This window comes from Chryseobacterium sp. 2987 (assembly GCF_031456375.1).
Classification (GTDB): domain Bacteria; phylum Bacteroidota; class Bacteroidia; order Flavobacteriales; family Weeksellaceae; genus Chryseobacterium; species Chryseobacterium vaccae.
In genome coordinates this window covers 83639-102588 of record NZ_JAVDUN010000003.1, presented here as the reverse complement: position 1 = coordinate 102588, position 18950 = coordinate 83639, and the positions used below count along the sequence as shown (strand labels likewise).

Annotated in this window: 17 protein-coding genes and 2 pseudogenes; 4 read left to right on the top strand and 15 right to left on the bottom strand. The window is 38.6% G+C overall.

What is annotated here, in order from left to right; translation table 11 throughout:
• Nucleotides 1-10 precede the first annotated feature (10 nt).
• Entirely contained in the window at nucleotides 11-874 is an 864-nt protein-coding gene (locus J2Y40_RS09985) for a GLPGLI family protein (protein ID WP_309998714.1), read from the top strand.
• A gap of 125 nt (nucleotides 875-999) precedes the next feature.
• Here the strand turns inward: J2Y40_RS09985 and J2Y40_RS09980 are convergent, their stop codons facing one another.
• Nucleotides 1000-1860, bottom strand: a complete 861-nt coding sequence (locus J2Y40_RS09980; RefSeq protein WP_153397127.1) for a neutral zinc metallopeptidase — start codon at nucleotides 1858-1860, stop codon at nucleotides 1000-1002.
• 78 nt (nucleotides 1861-1938) lie between these two features.
• Between J2Y40_RS09980 and J2Y40_RS09975 the strand changes: the two genes are divergently transcribed.
• Genes J2Y40_RS09975 through J2Y40_RS09965 form a run of 3 tightly spaced genes read left to right on the top strand, consistent with a single transcriptional unit; the run spans nucleotide 1939 to nucleotide 3716 of the window.
• Entirely contained in the window at nucleotides 1939-2259 is a 321-nt protein-coding gene (locus J2Y40_RS09975; RefSeq protein WP_153397129.1) for a hypothetical protein, read from the top strand.
• Nucleotides 2259-2585 carry a hypothetical protein gene (locus J2Y40_RS09970; RefSeq protein ID WP_153397131.1) on the top strand — a complete coding sequence of 109 codons (327 nt, stop codon included), beginning with the start codon at nucleotides 2259-2261 and terminating at the stop codon, nucleotides 2583-2585. Before J2Y40_RS09975 ends, J2Y40_RS09970 begins: the two co-directional genes overlap by 1 nt.
• A gap of 3 nt (nucleotides 2586-2588) precedes the next feature.
• On the top strand, nucleotides 2589-3716 hold the full coding sequence (locus tag J2Y40_RS09965) for a glutathionylspermidine synthase family protein (protein ID WP_153397132.1): 1128 nt from the start codon (nucleotides 2589-2591) through the stop codon (nucleotides 3714-3716).
• Here the strand turns inward: J2Y40_RS09965 and J2Y40_RS09960 are convergent.
• The 14 genes and pseudogenes from J2Y40_RS09960 to J2Y40_RS09905 form a co-directional block, all read right to left on the bottom strand.
• The gene (locus J2Y40_RS09960) at nucleotides 3706-5784 is read right to left on the bottom strand and encodes an LTA synthase family protein (RefSeq protein ID WP_153397134.1); all 2079 of its coding nucleotides are present in this window, start codon (nucleotides 5782-5784) and stop codon (nucleotides 3706-3708) included. The two genes, J2Y40_RS09965 and J2Y40_RS09960, sit on opposite strands and share 11 nt — an antisense overlap.
• A gap of 216 nt (nucleotides 5785-6000) precedes the next feature.
• Nucleotides 6001-6519 (bottom strand): 6,7-dimethyl-8-ribityllumazine synthase, encoded by a 519-nt coding sequence (gene ribH, locus J2Y40_RS09955; protein ID WP_153397136.1) that lies wholly within the window; start codon nucleotides 6517-6519, stop codon nucleotides 6001-6003.
• A gap of 3 nt (nucleotides 6520-6522) precedes the next feature.
• Nucleotides 6523-7230, bottom strand: a complete 708-nt coding sequence (locus tag J2Y40_RS09950; protein WP_153397138.1) for a tetratricopeptide repeat protein — start codon at nucleotides 7228-7230, stop codon at nucleotides 6523-6525.
• 219 nt (nucleotides 7231-7449) lie between these two features.
• Nucleotides 7450-7986 (bottom strand): adenine phosphoribosyltransferase, encoded by a 537-nt coding sequence (locus J2Y40_RS09945; protein WP_153397140.1) that lies wholly within the window; start codon nucleotides 7984-7986, stop codon nucleotides 7450-7452.
• The gene (locus tag J2Y40_RS09940) at nucleotides 7987-9195 is read right to left on the bottom strand and encodes a hypothetical protein (RefSeq protein WP_153397141.1); all 1209 of its coding nucleotides are present in this window, start codon (nucleotides 9193-9195) and stop codon (nucleotides 7987-7989) included. It abuts the gene before it with no gap.
• A gap of 97 nt (nucleotides 9196-9292) precedes the next feature.
• Complete coding sequence (locus J2Y40_RS09935) at nucleotides 9293-10309, bottom strand: hypothetical protein (protein ID WP_153397143.1); 1017 nt, start codon at nucleotides 10307-10309, stop codon at nucleotides 9293-9295.
• A gap of 141 nt (nucleotides 10310-10450) precedes the next feature.
• On the bottom strand, nucleotides 10451-11782 hold the full coding sequence (locus J2Y40_RS09930; protein ID WP_153397145.1) for a quinol:cytochrome C oxidoreductase: 1332 nt from the start codon (nucleotides 11780-11782) through the stop codon (nucleotides 10451-10453).
• Between the two features lie 8 nt (nucleotides 11783-11790).
• Nucleotides 11791-12492: a cytochrome c gene (locus tag J2Y40_RS09925; RefSeq protein ID WP_153397147.1), complete on the bottom strand. Its 702-nt coding sequence runs from the start codon at nucleotides 12490-12492 to the stop codon at nucleotides 11791-11793.
• Nucleotides 12485-13006: a DUF3341 domain-containing protein gene (locus J2Y40_RS09920; RefSeq protein WP_062698310.1), complete on the bottom strand. Its 522-nt coding sequence runs from the start codon at nucleotides 13004-13006 to the stop codon at nucleotides 12485-12487. Before J2Y40_RS09920 ends, J2Y40_RS09925 begins: the two co-directional genes overlap by 8 nt.
• Nucleotides 12993-14390: an NrfD/PsrC family molybdoenzyme membrane anchor subunit gene (nrfD, locus tag J2Y40_RS09915; RefSeq protein ID WP_050021927.1), complete on the bottom strand. Its 1398-nt coding sequence runs from the start codon at nucleotides 14388-14390 to the stop codon at nucleotides 12993-12995. The genes J2Y40_RS09920 and nrfD overlap by 14 nt, the downstream gene beginning before the upstream one ends.
• Before the next feature lie 25 nt (nucleotides 14391-14415).
• Nucleotides 14416-14955: pseudogene (locus J2Y40_RS23995) on the bottom strand (4Fe-4S dicluster domain-containing protein); the annotation flags it as partial.
• Nucleotides 14956-16234: 1279 nt separating this feature from the next.
• Nucleotides 16235-16333, bottom strand: a complete 99-nt coding sequence (locus tag J2Y40_RS23990; RefSeq protein WP_394349979.1) for a DUF3653 domain-containing protein — start codon at nucleotides 16331-16333, stop codon at nucleotides 16235-16237.
• A 998-nt stretch (nucleotides 16334-17331) separates the two neighbouring features.
• A pseudogene (locus J2Y40_RS23985) lies at nucleotides 17332-17484 on the bottom strand (TAT-variant-translocated molybdopterin oxidoreductase); the annotation flags it as partial.
• A 23-nt stretch (nucleotides 17485-17507) separates the two neighbouring features.
• The gene (locus tag J2Y40_RS09905) at nucleotides 17508-18863 is read right to left on the bottom strand and encodes a c-type cytochrome (protein ID WP_153397151.1); all 1356 of its coding nucleotides are present in this window, start codon (nucleotides 18861-18863) and stop codon (nucleotides 17508-17510) included.
• Nucleotides 18864-18950: the final 87 nt, after the last annotated feature.

Here is an 18950-nt window from a genome sequence, read left to right as displayed (position 1 = left end):
AAAAATATACATGAAAAAATTAGGAATCATTGCTTTGGCGTTCTTTATGCAGCATATTTCTGCCCAAACTAATAGGTTTGTGTATCAGGTGACTATGAAACCGGATGCAGAGAACAAAAGTGATATAAAAACAGAAAATGCTTATCTTGATATTTCACCTGAAAAGTCTGTATTTTACTCTGAGAACAGAATAAAAAGAGATTCTATTATGCGGAAAGCCTTTCAGGGTGGAGGTGACAGAGTAAACTTTAGCAGAGAGCAGATGGAAGGCCTGAGGAGCAATATCAATTATTCTGTTGAAAAAGATAAGGCCAATCAAAAAACCTATTTTAAAGACAGAATAGGAAGGGATATTTATTCTTATGAGGAAGACAGACCTCTGAACTGGAAAATTTCTTCAGAAACGATGAAGATAGGAGAATATAAAGTTCAGAAGGCTGAAACTGATTTTGCAGGAAGAAAATGGACTGCCTGGTTTTCTACAGATTTACCTTACCAGGATGGGCCTTATAAATTTGGAGGACTTCCGGGACTGATTGTGAAAATTGAAGATGACAAAGGAGATTATTCTTTTGACCTGATGAAAAACTATAAGATTACTGAATCGCCAAGCCTGAATCAGTTTGGAAATGTATTGAAAGTAAAAAGAGCAGATTATCTGAAGCAGCAGGAAAAATATAAAACAGATCCGATGTCATTTATGATGGCTCAGGGCGGCGGCGGTTCCGGTGGTATTTCTGCTCCAATTAGAGTTGGAGGCGGAGGAAGAGGCCCTGGCGGAGGCAATCAGAATCCGGCAGATATGAAAAAGAGAGTAGAAGAAAGAGTAAAAGAGGAAGCTAAGAAAAACAGTAATCCTATTGAGCTGAAATAAAAATAAAAACCTGAAGATCCCTTCAGGTTTTTTTATGTTCTTAGTGATTCAGAATAATAGTGTTCAAATTCACATGATGGCTGTTAGAAGTGGCAGGCAGGGTTGTAACTTCCAGTTTCCATTCTTTATTTCAAAAGCTCATCAAATGTATTGCCCTGTCTGATATCTCCGGTATTATATCCTTTCATAAACCATTCTTTACGCTGTGCGGAAGAGCCGTGGGTAAAGCTTTCCTGGTTTACATATCCCTGAGATCTTTTCTGAATATTGTCATCTCCAACAGCTTGGGCAGCATCAATGGCAGACTGAATGTCTCCGGGCTCCAGAACTTTTCTGGATTGGTCTATTCTTTTCGCCCATACCCCTGCATAAAAATCAGCCTGTAGTTCAGTGGCTACTGAAACACGATTCATCTGGGCTTCAGAATATTCTCCACTTCTTCTTAACTGATCTACTTTCTGGGTAGTTCCCAGTAGAGTTTGTACGTGGTGTCCTACTTCATGGGCCATTACATAAGCTACTGTAAATTCGGTTACCTGTGCCCCGAACCGCTGCTGAAGTTCATTGAAGAAACTCATATCCATATACACCGTCTGATCGGCAGGACAGTAAAATGGTCCCATAGCCGATTGTGCAGGACCGCATCCTGAACGGGTAGCATCTTCGAAAAGAACAATCCTCGGAGCTTTATATTCCATATTGTTTTCTTTAAAGATCTGATCCCAGGTAATGATGTTCCATTTTCCCATCATATCTACCATTTCCCCGATCTTTTTTTCATTGGCTGTAAGCTCTCTTTGCTGGGAACTGCCGGAAGACTGTACGCTGCCGGAATTCAGTATACCGGAAGGATCACCTCCCAGGAAAAAAACAATGGCTGCTATTATTAAGGTCCCGAGTCCGCCTCCTACAATCATTCCTCCTCCGCCACCTCCGGAACCACGGCGGTCTTCAACGTTTCCGCCTCTGTCGTCTGTCCATCTCATAGTAATAAATTTTTTGAATTGTAAATTTAAAATAATATCGTTACTAAATGACTACTTTTGTGAAAAATTAAAAACTACGTGAAAAAATTTAAATGTTGGCTGTTGTTGACTGGAATATTGTCACTTACAGCATGTAAAGAAGTGAAAGAGGATGAAGTGAATACTGTAGACAAGAAAGGATCTGTTGAGACGCAGCTTTCTGTGGAACATATTGAAAATGCGGATGTTTTGGTTACCAAACATAAAATATGGAAAGACAATAAGCTTTTTAAAGAGATTATAAAAAAAGATACTATTCCAAGTCTTGGGGATACACTGGTAGGAGGAGATGACAATGACGGGAATAATCCTATTGCGAAGACGAAAAAAGATTACGAATTCTTTATAACGGTTCAATAATGAAAAAGTCCGGTTCTATAAAATTACTTTTTGTAACAGGAATTTTAGCGGCCTGTTCTCAGGAAAAACCCAAAAATCAGAATGAAAAGAAAGTCTATATGAGATCTGATACTACAGCTTCTTATTCCAGATCACATGGTTTTGTGGCGGGGCTTCTTCTGTTTCATGCATTCAGACCTTACGGATCTTACAGCCATGGCTCTTATCAGAAAGCGGGATATTACAGTGATGCAATTAGCAGCAAATCCAATATCGGAAGAAATACCTATAAAGGAAATGTAGTAAGAGGTGGATTAGGAAAAAGCGGTTTCAGAGCATCATCATAAATTATGGAAAGAATTCAGTCACCATTCAGAAAAAACTGGCAACATAAGCTGGAAAATCTGGGATTCGGATACCATTCTCTGGACGGCCTTTATTGGGATGAAAGCCATTATTATCAGTTGAGTTCAGAAGAAGTTAATAAGATCGAAACGGCAACTTCGGAATTATGGCAGATGTGTCTGGAAGCCGTGGATTATATTATTGAAAAAAATCTCTGGGCCAAATTCAATATCCCTGAATGGTTCCGGAAGTATATCATCACAAGCTGGGAAGAAGATCACCCTTCCGTATATGGAAGATTTGATTTTGGATTTGACGGAAAGAACCTGAAACTGCTGGAGTTTAATGCGGATACACCCACTTCGCTGTATGAAGCATCGGTGATACAATGGTACTGGCTTCAGGAGATGTACCCGTATAAAGATCAGTTTAATTCCATTCATGAAAAACTGGTTGCTTATTGGAGCTATCTTAAAAAATACATGAATCCGCATCATATTTATTTTGCCTCGCTTACCAATATTGAAGACGTAACGAATGTGGAATATATGCGAGATTGTGCTTCTCAGGCAGGATTTGATACGGAATTTATTCCTGTTCAGGATATCGGCTGGGCGGATGAAGCCGCAGAGTTTATTGCCGGAGACCATTCCATCATGGAATATATTTTTAAACTTTACCCCTATGAATGGATTCTTCAGGACGGTTTTGGAGAAAAATTAGTGAAAAACGATTTCAGATCGCAATGGATTGAGCCTGCCTGGAAAATCCTGCTCTCGTCGAAAGCGATTCTGCCTGTACTCTGGGAAATGTATCCCGGGCATCCTTATCTGCTTGAGGCTTATTTTGAACAGAGACATCTGAAAGATTTTGCTAAAAAACCAATTTATTCAAGAGAAGGAGCCAACGTTACCCTCACCAGAAATCATATTCCGGTTGAGCAGAATTCAGGAGTGTACGGTAAAGAAGGTTTTATTTATCAGCAATTGTTTGATCTTCCTGCTTTTGAAGGAAATTATCCGGTCATAGGAAGTTGGGTCATAGGACAGGAGCCTGCCGGTATCGGGATCAGGGAAAGTATTCACCTAATCACCAATAACCAGAGCCGTTTTGTACCTCACCTTATCGGTTAAGCTGCTTTTCTTTAAGCCAGTATGACGTAGACTGATAGGCGGAAACTGTTTCGTCTACCAGTTTCTGCTCAGGCTTTTTCAGCAATTTTTCGTTATAATAAAGTTTGAATTCAGGAGCAAGGCTGCTTGGCTCCAGATCCAGACTGTACTGTTTTACTTTTTTTACAGGCGAAATAATCGTCAGGCGGTTATCTTTTACAAATCCTAAATCCTGATATGTTGCAATATAAGCCTTCGGCTGAAATTCTTTTTTGAAAACATCCTGCCCTAAGAACTTCGATTTATAATTAAAATTAAGCATTCCGAAGAGAGTAGGCATCACGTCGATCTGTGACATCAGCCTGTCAAATTTCTGAGGCTGAATGAACCCATCAGAGAAGATCATAGCCGGAATTCTGTATTTATCCATTGGAAGCTCTGTTTTCCCCGCACTGGAAGCACAGTGATCCGCAATGATTACAAAGACTGTATTTTTATACCAGTCCTGTTTTTTAGCCATTTCAAAGAACTTTCTAAGGGAATAATCTGTATATTTTACACCTCCGTCCCTTGATTTTGCCGTTCCCGGAATATCAATTCGTCCTTCAGGATAAGTAAAAGGCCTATGATTGGAAACCGTCATCCAGTGGTTGAAAAATGGTTTCCCTGACTTAGCTTCTGCATTCATCACCTGGATTGCTTTTTTAGCCATATCTTCATCAGCTACGCCCCAAACATTGGCAAAAGAGATTTCTTCCGGTTTAAAGCTATTTCTGTCAACAATATCATAACCGTTTCCACCGAAGAAGTCTTCCATATTATCAAAATAGCTGTAGCCACCATACAGGAACTTCACGTCATATCCTTTGGATTTGAAAACACTTCCTGTGGTAAACTTGTTTTTATTATCATCTCTTTTGATAATACTTTCTCCGGCTGTAGGAGGAATGCAGAGGGTAAGGGCTTCAAGACCTCTTACGGTTCTGTTTCCGGTAGCATAGAGATTGGTAAACATCAATGAGCGGTCTGCCAGGCTGTCAAGGAATGGTGTGATCTTTTTGGTTCCGCCGTAATGTTCCATAAAATCAGCAGAGAGACTTTCAATAGAAATCAAAACAACATTCTTTTTAAGTTCAGGCTGTTCTGCAACAATGTTTCTCTGTAATGTCTGTTCAGCATATTGGCTTAAGAAGCTTTTTTCTGCCTGCTGTTGGTTGATTTGTTGGTAAAACTGAAAATAATCCAGCTCATTATGGGTGAATGCCCAATAAAATTTAGGAAGACCGTTGTCTTCAATTTCGTCAGCAAATACATTATCAGAACGGATCTGCATTAACGAAGATATGGCAAGAAGACTGATTCCGCAAAGCACAACAAAGGTTCCCAACAGGATCATTTTCTGCTTGATATTCGGGAGATCCAGAAGCTCTCCTTTTGTTTTTTTATAGATAAACCATGTTACGATGGCTGTAAGAGCTATGATGATTGAAAATAACGGAATAATAGGGTAGCTTTCCATGATGTTTCCGATAACTTCGTTGGTATAGATCAGGTAATCTACGGCAATGAAGTTATAACGTACTCCGAATTCGTTATAAAAGAAATATTCACTTACACAGTTGAAAATGATGAGAAGTACATACAGAAACAGGGTAATAAAGTATAAAACGTTCCGTATTTTAATCCTTTGAGTCGGAAGGAAAAGCATTAATCCGAAAAAGAGTGTCTTTATACCGACAAAAGTAAGAGCGACTTCTGAAATAGAACCTCCGTATTGCTTGAAAATATTGTTAGGAATAAGCCAGATATATAGGAAGAACAGGACCAGAGCCCCGAAAATAAGGTAACCATATGGTTTTTTATACTTGGAATCGGAAATAAACAAGAAGTAAACAGCTAGCAATGAACTGGCGAGAATGAATACAAAAATATCATTCAGGAGGCCAATACCCAGCACTTTTATGATTTCAAAGAATCCGAAACTTGCTGTTGTGATCGGATGGAAAAAGAATACAATCCTTAGTATCAGTGATATAATAAGATAGAATATTCCTAAATACAAAAAAGGAGTTATTTTTTTTGAAAACATTTTGTGTAAATCTTTGTTAATTTTCGCAAAGATAGCTTTTGTACACAACTTTTAGTGATAAAAAGTAAAAACATGATATTTCTTATCCATTTTTTAATTTTTTTTAAAATATGTTAAGGCAGAGAAAGTTCTGGAGATCATGATGTTTAAACGTGATCCAATAAAAAAGGACTATTGAAAAATAGTCCTTTGTATCGTTAAGCTGTATTAACAGGTTTAAGAGTGTCCGAAACCTATGTTTCCTTTCTTCTCTGAAAGGTTCTTTTTGAAATCGATCATTCTCAGAGCGGTTACGGCTGCTTCTACACCTTTATTTCCCAAATCACCGCCGCTTCTTGCTACAGACTGTTCTTTGGTATCGTCTGTAAGTACGCAGAAAATGGTAGGGGTATCTGTCATGATATTGCAGTCTTTGATTCCTTGTGCTACTGCAGAACATACGTAATCAAAATGAGGGGTTTCTCCACGGATTACGCATCCTATAGCGATTACTGCATCATATTTTCTCTCTTTGCAAAGCTGCATGCTTGCGTAATTCAGCTCAAAGGCACCCGGAACCGGGAAAAGTTTAACGTTTCCTGGTTTTACGCCTTCTTTTTCAAGAATTTCCAAAGCTGCATCACGAAGATTGTACGTTACAAAATCATTCCACTCAGAAAAAACAATGCCGATAGAAAAATCTTCGGCATTAGTTATATGAAGTGGCTTGTAATCGGAAAGATTAACTGTTGCCATTTTTTAAAAGTATTTAGTCATTTCAATATAAGAATCAGACATTCCGTTGTCATAATCCTGATATTTCTCGTCAATAGTAGAGAAGTATTTTTTAGCTTCAGCATTTTTCTTTAATCCTATTGCAACAATACCTGCTTTTCTTGTGAAATAGTAGGTTGTATAAGGATCACTTGATGCTCCTGCTGCTTTGTCTAATAAAGCTAAAGCTTCATCATTTTTATTAAGTCCGGATTTTGCATCTGCCATTGCTCCGTATTTCAGAGCCATTAATGTTTTATTGTCAGATGAAAACTGATCGAAAAGATCATAAGCCTCCTGGAATTTTCCTTCTTTGAATTTTAATAATCCGGCATTGTATCCTGAAAGTTTACCTACTTTTGTATTTGAATATTCGTTGTATGTTCCAACAAATCCAGGATTAGCTGCAGATTTTCCACCCAAAGCTTCTTTATCCTTTCCATCCATCTGGTTTTTCTGAGCAGCTAGGAAACTTTTTACGGCTTCAGCGTTTTTAGGAGCTACTACAAACTGCTTGTAAGCAAAGAACCCTAAAACACCCAATACCAAAGCACCAAAAACAATACTTAGTGGTTTTGAATATTTTTCAAGGAATCTTTCAGTGTTTAAAGCTTCTCTGTCAAGGTCTTTAAAAAACTCAACGGTTTCTTTACCTTCTTGCTCATTCTGAGCATTCTTTCCCAATTTTGCCATAAATTTCTAAAAATTGAAATGCAAATTTAATTGTTTCTGAATGATTTACAAAATACTTTGTGAGTATTATTGATTTTATTTAAATAAATAGAGTGAATTGTCAATGATGAACCTTGAAAACGAATCGACTCCGCTCTGAACGACTTCTCTGATGCTGCGTTTTTATATGCTTGTCAGTTGCTGTCATGCTGAGCGGAGCCGAAAATATTTTTATAAGATCTAATATTCTAAAATATGATAAACTTCTGCGTTAAATTTTTTCAGCTTTTCATCACCATTCAATCCTGTCAATCCAATCAGGAAGCTGAATTGGGATACAACTGCTTCTTGTTTTTCAACCAGTTTTGCTGCTGCTTCTGTGGTTCCGCCTGTGGCCAGAAGATCATCATGGATCAGAATTCGCTGCCCAGGTTTTATCTGCCCTTCACGGGTTTCAATGATGGCGCTTCCATATTCCAGATCATAGCTTTCTGAGATTACTGGGGGAGGAAGTTTTCCCGCTTTTCTGATGAGAATAAAAGGAACTTCTAACGCAACCGCAATGGCGATCCCGAAAAGATAACCGCGGCTTTCTATTCCACATACAGCATCTACCTTTCCTTTACTGAAAGCCACAAGATCAGCAATAACATCCTCATAAAGCTTCGGATTTAAGAAAATGGGGGATATATCCTTGAACTGTATTCCGGGAATAGGAAAATCAGGGATGTTTTCAATGGTTTCGTTAAGTCTTGTGATCAGTTCTGCTGATGCCATTTATGGATTTATTTTATAGCTGGAAATTTTCCAGTCACCGTTTACATTTTTAAGTCCGAAAGTAACTTTTAATGAAGTTGTTTTTCCGTTTTTATCCGTTACATCATAAGTAGCATTTACGCTGGCACTGTTGGTTGTTGTTCCATTGGTACTGATGTTTTTTACGCTTACATTTTTCACAGAACCAAATCCTGAATTAGGATTGGAGAAAGATTCATAGCTTCCCCATCCTGGGTTGTTGGAAGCATCATAAGCCGCTTTAAGGTTTTGTGAGCTTACATTGCTTAAGAACTTGGTTACCGTATTTTTCGGATCAGCAGCAGGTTGTTTAGGTGCTGCCGGTGTTGTTGGAGTCGGCGTTGCATTTGGATCTGTAGTAGTACCTGGAGTTGTAGATCCCGGATTATTTGGATCAATAACAGCACTTGGATCTTGATTGACAGCGGTAGAGTCCGTTTTTGGAGCAGCCGGAACCTTAAGAGCGGAAGGATTTACATCAAGCCCGATCTTAGACATTTTAAAAGTTTTAGCTGTTGTTTTTACAGACACAGTAATGTCAATTTTATTGTCTACCACTTTTGCAGCAGGAATGGATGAGAATTTAAGATTAAATCCTTTGAAATTATTATCCTGCATCAGGTTTTTAGCGGTAGCAAGCTTTACTCCGTTGCTGAATACCTCTAAAGTTGCTTCAAGACCTGCTCCGGTGAATGAAACGGGTTTTCCTGCAATATCTACTAATCTTGGAACGATCTGGATAGCCGTAGCAGCACCTGTTCCGTCATCTCCTGTTGGATTGGCAGTAATCGTTAATGAGCTTGCTTTTACGTCATTAGGGTCCGTTTCTTTTGCTTTGTCATCCCCGAAGATATTCATTTCTCCAAGAGATGGCGGGGCTGTACTTGCCCATTCAATGCCGTTTTTCTGAGCGACACCGTCAGCCATGGATAGGATCTCAGGTACTTTTTTACCATTGATAAGTTTTCCTAAGGCTTTAAGTTCCTCCACATCTCCATCAGCTTCCACACCAAAGGTCTTCAGAATATAAAGAGCTTCATTGAACTTGATCTGGTTAATCGTTGAAAGGCTGGAAGTCATATCATTGATACTGGACTGCAGCGTTTTAGTATTCGTAGCATCTACATGATCTTTCTTGCATGCTGTAAACAGCAACAAACTGAAAATAAGTAGCAAAGAAAACTTTTTCATTTTTATTTGGTTTGCTACAAATTTAGTAAAACCTTTATTAATACTGGATTTTTATTTTACTTTATGTTTTCCAAAAGTCTGAATCCTGCTATTTTCACTATTTTTTATTAGGCTGTTCCTTTAAGTCACCTTTAAAAAAGCTGCTGAAAATAGTCTGCATATTAGGGAATGAAGAGTCCTGCCAGTAGGATGCATTGTAATTGCTGTTATTTTTATCAAACTTCACTTTCTCAATATCATTGTCATTGCTGAAGCTAAATTCTGTAGGATAAAAATTATTATAAAGAATGATCTGGGTATAATCCGGTTCGCTCTTATGTTTCAATTTTACAAAGGCTACTTCGTTATATTCCAGGAAATCCTTGAGTGTTTTTTCTGATTCTTTTTCGAAAGACATATTCAGGATGGTTCTAATATCAAAGAATCTAAATCCGAATAGGGAAAATTCTTTTTCCTGAAGAGCGGCACCGGTTACTTCAATCTGATCTTTACGGTCACCTTTCAGTTCTTTAATGGTATTTTTCTTTGTTTTATATTCTTCGGGATTTCCTACATTTTTTAGCTTAGGAATCTGAAGCGAACTTCCATAATCCCAGGATGCTGTTTGTTTTTTCTCTTCTTTAGCATCGGTCAGTCTGAATACTCTGTATTGCTCAACATTGGCACTTTTCAGTTTTTTTGTTTTGTTGTCAAAAATATAGGTGGCAATACCGTCTGCATAACTGTTAAGTTTATTGTTAACTGTTACATAGGCATTAAAGTTTCCTTTAATGAAAATATATTTTGCAGGTTTTGTGTTTTTGATGATCACTGCTTCGATTTCTTTTACCTGATCATTGATCCTGATTATTTCCTGACTAAGGTCTGCATAAGAAAGAGTGGCAACAGGAAAATTGTTATACACCAGCTGGAATTTTTCCTGATCCGGGCTCAACACCTTTTTATCAATCTTTCCGTCAATATCAGAATAGGCGAGAATACTCCCGTCTTTGCCAAAAACTGAAACTTTGGGAAGAGGTTTATTTGTTTTTTCAGAAACGAAAGTAATGGTCTGCGCCTGGATAAAGTTGAACAGAAATATGAATACGGAGTAAATTAATAGTTTTGTTTTCATAATAAGAAATTGTTTTTAGTGGTTATATCTTCTTTTTTATAGACGTACAAAATTCAGAATGGTTGCCTGATGACTTTGGTCCATAAAAAAAGACTGATCATTACAATCAGTCTTTTTTTCTTTATTTCTGTTACAAAATCCTTAGAAAGGATATTCATAAATTTCAGATTCGTGTAAGAATGGGTTTCCTGTAGGGATCAACTTCAGTTTAGATAAAGCTGAAAGTACAGTAAACATAAATAATCCAACAACAAATAGAACAGCTCCCAGAATTAATAAGAATACTTCAGGAGTTTTCCAGTATGGTCCTACCGTTCCAGGCATTACCATGTTGAAGTAGTCTAAGATGTGTCCTAAAATAACTACAACAGCCATTGTTGTTACTACTTTGTAATTTCTCTTGATGCTGCTGCTTACTAATACCAATAGTGGTAATAAGAAGTTGATGATCAGCATTGGTAAGAAAGTAGGAGAGTAGTGCTGGAATCTTCCGAAGAAGTAGTTCACCTCTTCCGGAACGTTGGCATACCAGTAAAGCATGAACTGTGCAAACCATGTATACGTCCAAAGCATACTTGTAGCGAATAGGAATACTCCTAAATCGTGTAAGTGGTTATCATTGAACTGTGGAAGGAAACCATTTTTCTTAAGATAAACACTTAAAAGAATGATTACCGCAATACCACTTGAAAGACAGCTAACCATTGAATACCAGATATACATTGTAGAATACCAGTGAGGGTCAATAGACATCAACCAGTCCCAAGCCCAAGCTGCAGATGCAAATCCGAAGAATGCAATATAACCTACAGACCATCTGTAAAGCATTTGATACTCTACTTTAGACTTAGTTTCGTCTACTTTCTTAGATTGAGCCTTAAGTTTCCAAGCGAAGAAAGAAGCACCAATCACATAGATTAAAGTTCTTACTGCATAGAAAGGAATATTTAAGAATTTCTTCTTTTCAAATAGGATCACATCAAAGTGAGGATCTTTAGGATCAGTTAAAGCCGGATCCATCCAATGGAAAAGGTGTCCGTTATGAGTGATATTTAAGATCATCATAATAATCAGAATAGCACCTCCGTAAGGGATAAAAGAAGCAATAGCCTCCATTACTCTTGTAATAATAATTGGCCATCCTGCGTGTGCTGCGTGCTGAATACAGTAGAAAAACAGTACAGCACAACTTACTCCAAAGAAAAAGACAGCTACAAAGTGAAGAGAAGCTAAAGGCTGGTTGTGAACCTGCATTTTAGCATGTTCCAAATGAGCCTGGTGATCCTGTGGACCTACCATTTCACTTGAGTGGGTAGGGGCAGTATGACCTGAAGCATGAACAGCTTCCATCATTTCTCCTATCTTAACATCATCCAGACCATGGTTCATGAAATAACCGGCACCGAATAGAATTAAACCTACAACAAGAAGTATTATAGAAGTTGATTTTAATTTTGGTGAAAAACTATACATTTCTTTTCTTATTTTTTAGTTTCGGTAGTCGTTTCAGTTTTTGCTGCTGCTGGAGTTGCCGTAGCTGCTGCCGGTGCTGCTGCTCCTTTTTTGAAAGCATTCATCACATACATGGCTACTCTCCATCTGTCACCAGGGTTTAGCTGTCCTGCATAAGACCCCATCGCGTTTCTACCGTTAGTTAATACATAATGAACAGATCCTACAGTAATTTCTCTATCTGCATAGTTTGGAACTCCTGAATAGGCTCCGCTCTGTACTATTGGTCCTTGTCCATCTCCTCCTGTACCGTGACAAGCTGCACAGGTACGCTCAAATAAGAATTTTCCTCTTTCAATATCTTTCTCTGCATTAGCAGGATTCAAAGGAGAGGCAGCAATCTTTTTGGAAGCGTCATACCCTGCATTGTACTCGTCAACATTTTTAGGTAAAAGACTTTCTTCAAAAACTCCGTCTTTGTTCTGAGCTACGGTTCCTTCTACTGGAGAAAGTCCGGTTGCTCCGTTGTTTTTAACGAAAGCAGGAATTTCATTTTCATGATCGGAATAAGCATCCTCAGCTTTCATCAATGGATCGTAAGCTACAGGAAAATACATATCCGGGAAATATACTAATGGTGTATTTTCTTTTGGTCCGCAAGAGTTAAGTAAAACGGTTGTTAAACCTAAAACTGCTGTAATTCTTAATACGTTCTTTTTCATTTTAAGCATCTTTAACAGTTATTTCTTCAACTCCAGTTTCAATAAGCAACTGTTTTACAGATTCTACATCATCAGTTACAAATTCCATTAAAAACTTGTCATCGGTAGTTCTTGGATCTGGGTTCTGAGCCGGAGCTCCCGGATACATTTTGTTTCTAACCAAGAAAGTTAAAGACATCATGTGAGCGGCACAGAATACCATTAATTCAAACATTGGAACTACGAATGCAGGCATATTGTGTCCCCAGTCAAAAGCTGGTTTACCACCAATATTCTGCGGCCAGTCATGGTTCATTACGTACCATGTTATAGTAGCACCGATGGTTACCCCATAAAGCGCATATATAAATGCGGCATCAGAAATTCTTGTTTTCTTTAACCCTAAAGCTTTGTCAAGTCCGTGAACCGGAAACGGAGTATAAACCTCGTTTATTTTGATTCCTTTATCGTTGAATGCCTTAACGCCGTTCATTAAATCGTCGTCGTCAGCATAAAGTCCGTATACAATTTTAGTGGTGCTCATCTCCTTCTTTTGCTTTATAAGTTTCACCTGAGATTTTCAAAATCGATTTTAATTCAGCCTGTGCAATTACAGGGAATGTTCTCGCATATAATAAGAATAATACAGAGAAGAATCCGATTGTTCCTAAGTATACACCTACGTCAATGATCGTCGGCTTAAACATAGTCCATGATCCTGGTAGGTAGTCTCTTGAAAGGTTGATAACGATGATATCAAAACGCTCAAACCACATACCGATGTTGATGATCAATGCAACGATGAAAGTCCAGATAATGTTCGTTCTTAGTCTCTTAAACCAGAATGAAGCAGGAACTACAAGGTTACAGATAATCAGTGACCAGAAAGCCCACCAGTAAGGTCCAACAGCAGCACCTGGAGAAAGATAAGTAAAGTCTTCAAATCTTGATCCGGAATACCATCCGATGAAATATTCAGTAGCATAAGCTACAGTTACCATACCACCTGTTAAGATGATTACGATGTTCATAATTTCGATATGATACATTGTAATGTACTCTTCTAAGTGACACACTTTTCTTGCAACCAACAATAGCGTCTGTACCATTGCAAACCCTGAGAAGATCGCACCGGCAACGAAGTAAGGAGGGTAGATTGTAGAGTGCCATCCTTTAATAACCGAAGTTGCGAAGTCAAAAGATACGGTAGTGTGTACTGAGAATACAAGCGGCGTTGCTAAACCTGCAAGAACCAAAGATAGTTCTTCGAATCTTTGCCAGTGTTTTGCTTTACCACCCCAACCGAATGCAAGGAATGTATAAATCTTTTTAGTCCAAGGCGTTTTCGCTCTGTCTCTGATCATTGCAAAGTCAGGGATTAGTCCCATGAACCAGAATACTGTTGATACTGAGAAATACGTAGAGATTGCAAATACGTCCCAAAGTAGAGGAGAGTTGAAGTTCCCCCAAAGAGAACCGAATTGGTTTGGTAAAGGGAATACCCAATATCCTACCCAAACTCTACCCATGTGAATTACCGGGAAGATTGCTGCCTGTACAACCGCAAAGATCGTCATCGCCTCTGCAGATCTGTTTACAGACATTCTCCATCTCTGTCTAAATAATAATAATACTGCGGAGATTAGGGTCCCGGCGTGACCGATACCTACCCACCATACGAAGTTGGTAATATCCCAACCCCAGTTAATAGTTCTGTTAAGCCCCCATGCTCCAATACCTGTTCCGATAGTATAAGCGATACATCCGAATCCATAGATGAATAGAACTAAGGCTGCATATAATGAGATCCACCATAATTTACCTGCTCTTTCTTCGATAGGTCGTGCAATATCTTCTGTGATATCGTGATAAGTTTTGTGACCAATAATTAGAGGTTCCCTTATCGGAGCTTCGTAATGTCCTGACATTTTTTACCTATTTATTATTTAAACTTTATTTTTCTACTCTGTTTCTTACTTTAGCGTGATAGAACACATTTGGCTTGGTTCCGATCTCCTCTAGTAAATAATATCTTCTGTTGCTGGAGTATAATTCTCTAACTTCAGACTCTTTGTCATTCATATCTCCGAACGTCATTGCTCCGGTAGAACAAGCAGCAGCACATGCACAAGAGTTCTTGAACTCATTGTCTGTTACTTTTCTGTTCTCTCTCTTAGCAGCTAGAATCGTTGCCTGAGTTTCCTGGATACACATTGAACATTTCTCCATTACCCCTCTTGTTCTTACAACTACGTCAGGGTTAAGTACCATTCTTCCTAAATCATTGTTCATGTTGAAGTCGAACTTATCATTCAGGTTATATGTAAACCAGTTGAAACGTCTTACTTTGTATGGACAGTTGTTTGCACAATATCTGGTACCGATACATCTGTTGTAAGCCATGTGGTTCTGACCTTGCTTACCATGTGAAGTAGCCGCTACCGGACATACTGTTTCACAAGGTGCGTGGTTACAGTGCTGACACATTACTGGCTGGAAGATTACATCTGGATTATCTGCCGGGTGGTTCAATGCCCCTCCGTCTCCGAATGCTGTCCCATATAATTCAGGTACTGCCATTCCTTCTTTCAATCCTTCGTATACTTCTACCTTCTGTCTTGAAGAATAGTAACGGTCAATTCTTAACCAGTACATATCTCTTGACATTCTGATCTCTTCTTTACCTACTACAGGAACGTTGTTTTCAGCCTGACAAGCAATAATACATGCTCCACATCCTGTACAAGAGTTCAGGTCAATAGATAGGTTGAAGTGAGGTCCGTCTGTATCATCAAAAGCATCCCAAAGGTCAATTTTTCTCGCAGGAAGTGCTCCACTGATGGTGTGGTATTCCAAAGGCTTGTTCCATCCTTTGTGTTCGTCATCGAAAGGTACGCTGATGAATTCTGCCAAAGGAACTTCTTTAGCAATCTCATAACGGCCCATTAATGTATTTTGAAGCTGGATACCTGCAAATTCATGGCTTTCTCCTGTTTTTTCGATCTTAACTCCTGAAACAGCTAAGTTAGAACCATCAAATAAAGGATATGCATTTACTCCGGTATCAGCAGTTGCTCCTGAGTTTTTCTTACCATAACCAAGCGCAAGACCTACTGATCCTTCTGCCTGTCCTGGTTGGATGAATACAGGAACATCTTTTATTGTTACTCCGTTTACAGTAAGGTTTACAATTGAACCGTCTAACTGCATTCTTGCATTAAGATCGTTATCGATAGCAAACTTTTCTGCATCTTTTGGAGAAATAGTCAGATAATTATCCCAAGACATTCTAGTCAACGGATCCGGTAATTCCTGAAGCCAAGGGTTGTTAGCCTGAGTACCGTCACCCATTGAAGGCTTGGTGTATAATACCAATTCTAAATCAGAAGCTTTGAAGTTTCCTAATTCAGCAACAGCCTGAGCTCCATTTCCTCCTGTATAAGCTAGTGTTGTAGCGTTAGAAGAAGTATTGATCCCGTTATATAAAGCTTTGTTGAAAGAGGTACCTCCTAAAACTGAAGGTGCATTGGCTTTTAAGTAATCGTAGTAGCTGTTAGCAGCATTATTTTTACCATTTTTCCAAACCAATAGAGATTCTTCAATCTGTCTTGATTTGTAGATCTTCTGGATTGTAGGCTGCATTAATGAATATACTCCGGTCTGAGGCTCAATATCTCCCCAAGACTCTAACCAGTTAGCTACCGGAATAACAGCTTTCGCTGCCTTATACATTTCATTTTTCTTATCAGCAACAGCAATTACGTAAGGAACTTTAGTTAAAGACTTCTTGAAATCTTCTCCTTTCGGGTGAGAGTAGATAGGGTCTACATTGTTCGCGATCAATACGCCAACCTGACCACCGTTTACCCATCCTAAGAATTCCTGGTATCTTGCGTTATCAAATTCTTTAAGTAAGTTAGCTTTACCTGTGAAAGCAACTGAAGTTAACTTTTGGTTGATTAAGTGCGCTAAAACCTGAGCCCCTTTGGAACCGTCAGCGAAAACAACAGCTTTGCTGCCTTTTGCATTAAGTTCTTTCGCAATCTCAGAAGCTGCTTTATCTGAAGTGCTGGCTCCTCCTACGATTACATTGTAAACTTCAACTAAAGTTTTGTTTACAGCACTTGGCTTTAATCTGTATCTTGAATCTGCGTTAGCACCTGTTAAAGACATGTTGGCTTCCACCTGAATGTGTCTCAACATGTTCGGACCTGGCTTTCTAGCTGCCGCATAAGATGTTTCTAAGCTTGCAGCGTTGTAATCTCCTAAGAAATCAGCTTGGAAAGAAACTACCAATTCTGAACCTTTAAGGTCGTAAACTGGTAAAGCTCTTTGTCCGAATACTTCCTGAGCAGCATCTAAAGCTGCAGAGTAAGGGAAAGCATCATAAGTTACTAATTCTGCTGTAGGATATTTAGCTTTGAATTCAGCAAATAATTTTTTGAAAGTAGGGGAAGGTAAAGAGTGTGATAAAAGTACAATCTTTTTACCTGCTGCCTTGGCCTCATCTAATCCTTTAAGAACGAAGCTGTCTACTTTATCGAAAGTTTCGTCTTTACCCTCAAATTTAGGCTGCTTTACTTTATCGTTATCATAAAGAGAAAGTACACTTGCCTGAGCTCTTGCGTTAGTTTTACCTAAATCACCAGCTGCCGGGTTCGGATCAATTTTGATTGGTCTTCCTTCTCTGGTTTTTACTAAAACGCTGGCGAAATCGAAACCATCAAAATAAGTTGAAGCGTAATAATTTGGAACCCCCGGAATGATGTCATGCGGTTTTACCACATAAGGAATCGTTTTAATAACCGGAGCTTCGCAGGCAGCTAGTGTTACCGCTGCCGTTGAGAATCCTAATAATTTTAAGAAATCTCTTCTTGAAGTACTTGATCCGTTCTGTTCAGCATCTCCAAGGAAATCTTCTACCGGAATTTCTTCCTGAAACTCTTTCTGAGCCAGCTTATTATTTAAAGCCGGATCTTTAAGTTCATGAATACTTCTGAATTGTATTTTGTTTGAAGCCATTTATACTTCTAATTTTTTAGTTATTAATAATGACATTTACCACACTCAAGACCTCCAATTGCATCTACAGTGATCTTACCGCCGTCTTTAGGGTATTGTTTTTTCAACTTGTCGTGTAGATTTTTGAAGTACTCTTTATTATAACCGTTGTTCATATCAACCTCAGTTGTTCTGTGACATTCGATACACCATCCCATTGTAAAGTCGTTAGCCATCTGAACAACATTCATTGTATCGATTTTTCCGTGACAAGCTTTACAAACAACATCAATTTTGTTGTTAGGGTTCTTCTTGTTGAAAGAGTTGATGATCGCCTGCTCACCTGCTACTACGTGCTGAGAGTGGTTGAAGTAAACGAAGTCTGGCATGTTGTGGATTCTTGTCCATTCAACTGGCTGTGTTTTTCCTGTGTACTGTTGTTTTGCAGGATCCCAGCCTGTTGCAGCATAAATCTTCTGGATTTCCCCATCGTAGAATGCTTTGTCTTTTCCTGGCTCAAGGTATTTACCGTTGTATTCAGAAATGGTTCTGTGACAGTTCATACAAACGTTCATAGAAGGGATTTCAGATACTTTTCCGTATTTAGCACTTGAGTGGCACAGCTGACAGTCGATTTTATTTTCTCCAGCGTGGATTTTGTGCGAGAAATAGATAGGCTGTTCTGGTTTATACCCTTTGTAAACCCCGATCCACATAATCCAGTTCCAAACTCCATAAGCTGCTAAAATAGCAAGGATACCTAATGCTGCTTTACCTACATAGTGGTATTTCTGATAGATTTCACTGAAAGATCTAACTCTTGTTTCGTTTAGTCCGGCTAAGTCTTCAGATTGACCTAATTTAACCAATTGTCTTAGTTTAATTAATATCCATACTAATAAACCTGCGATTGCTAAAAGAGAAATGATCACAATGTTTGTTGTGGATTTGTCTGCCGGAGCAGCTGCAGTCTCTCCTCCTGGAGTTGTTTCTGCTGTTTTTTCCGGTTCTGGTGCTGGAGGATTAGTTGTAAAAGCTAAAATGTCGTCAATATCCTTATCGGTAAGATTTGGAAAGACCTGCATTTCAGTCTTGTTATACTTTTCAAAAATTTCATTGGCGTATTTGTCTCCAGAAGCTCTCAGAGCTTTGTTGTCCTTGATCCACTTGTGAAGCCAATCTTTGTCTACACCACCTTCTGTCTTTACACGTTCTACAACTCCTTTCAAAGGAGGTCCTATTACCTGTTTATCCAGCGCGTGACATGCAGTACAATTCGCTTTGAAAAGTTTCTCACCATTTTTTGGATCGCCGTCTTGCCCGTAAATTGAAGCACTGGTTGATAGCAATAAGCCTATTGCGATCAACGTTTGTTTATAATGCTTTCTCCAACTAATCATTTAAATTATCTTATGTTAGTAAAATATTGAACATTCAATCAATTCCGCAAAAATAATATTTTTAACAGGAATTTAACGGTATATGGA

Excerpts from the sequence above, each read along its gene's own strand:
- J2Y40_RS09985 (WP_309998714.1), top strand. The coding sequence starts at position 11 with ATGAAAAAATTAGGAATCATTGCTTTGGCGTTCTTTATGCAGCATATT.
- J2Y40_RS09980 (WP_153397127.1), bottom strand. The coding sequence starts at position 1,860 with ATGAGATGGACAGACGACAGAGGCGGAAACGTTGAAGACCGCCGTGGT.
- J2Y40_RS09970 (WP_153397131.1), top strand. The coding sequence starts at position 2,259 with ATGAAAAAGTCCGGTTCTATAAAATTACTTTTTGTAACAGGAATTTTA.
- J2Y40_RS09965 (WP_153397132.1), top strand. The coding sequence starts at position 2,589 with ATGGAAAGAATTCAGTCACCATTCAGAAAAAACTGGCAACATAAGCTG.
- J2Y40_RS09960 (WP_153397134.1), bottom strand. The coding sequence starts at position 5,784 with ATGTTTTCAAAAAAAATAACTCCTTTTTTGTATTTAGGAATATTCTAT.
- ribH (WP_153397136.1), bottom strand. The coding sequence starts at position 6,519 with ATGGCAACAGTTAATCTTTCCGATTACAAGCCACTTCATATAACTAAT.
- J2Y40_RS09950 (WP_153397138.1), bottom strand. The coding sequence starts at position 7,230 with ATGGCAAAATTGGGAAAGAATGCTCAGAATGAGCAAGAAGGTAAAGAA.
- J2Y40_RS09945 (WP_153397140.1), bottom strand. The coding sequence starts at position 7,986 with ATGGCATCAGCAGAACTGATCACAAGACTTAACGAAACCATTGAAAAC.
- J2Y40_RS09940 (WP_153397141.1), bottom strand. The coding sequence starts at position 9,195 with ATGAAAAAGTTTTCTTTGCTACTTATTTTCAGTTTGTTGCTGTTTACA.
- J2Y40_RS09935 (WP_153397143.1), bottom strand. The coding sequence starts at position 10,309 with ATGAAAACAAAACTATTAATTTACTCCGTATTCATATTTCTGTTCAAC.
- J2Y40_RS09930 (WP_153397145.1), bottom strand. The coding sequence starts at position 11,782 with ATGTATAGTTTTTCACCAAAATTAAAATCAACTTCTATAATACTTCTT.
- J2Y40_RS09925 (WP_153397147.1), bottom strand. The coding sequence starts at position 12,492 with ATGCTTAAAATGAAAAAGAACGTATTAAGAATTACAGCAGTTTTAGGT.
- J2Y40_RS09920 (WP_062698310.1), bottom strand. The coding sequence starts at position 13,006 with ATGAGCACCACTAAAATTGTATACGGACTTTATGCTGACGACGACGAT.
- nrfD (WP_050021927.1), bottom strand. The coding sequence starts at position 14,390 with ATGTCAGGACATTACGAAGCTCCGATAAGGGAACCTCTAATTATTGGT.
- J2Y40_RS23990 (WP_394349979.1), bottom strand. The coding sequence starts at position 16,333 with ATGGGTAAACGGTGGTCAGGTTGGCGTATTGATCGCGAACAATGTAGA.
- J2Y40_RS09905 (WP_153397151.1), bottom strand. The coding sequence starts at position 18,863 with ATGATTAGTTGGAGAAAGCATTATAAACAAACGTTGATCGCAATAGGC.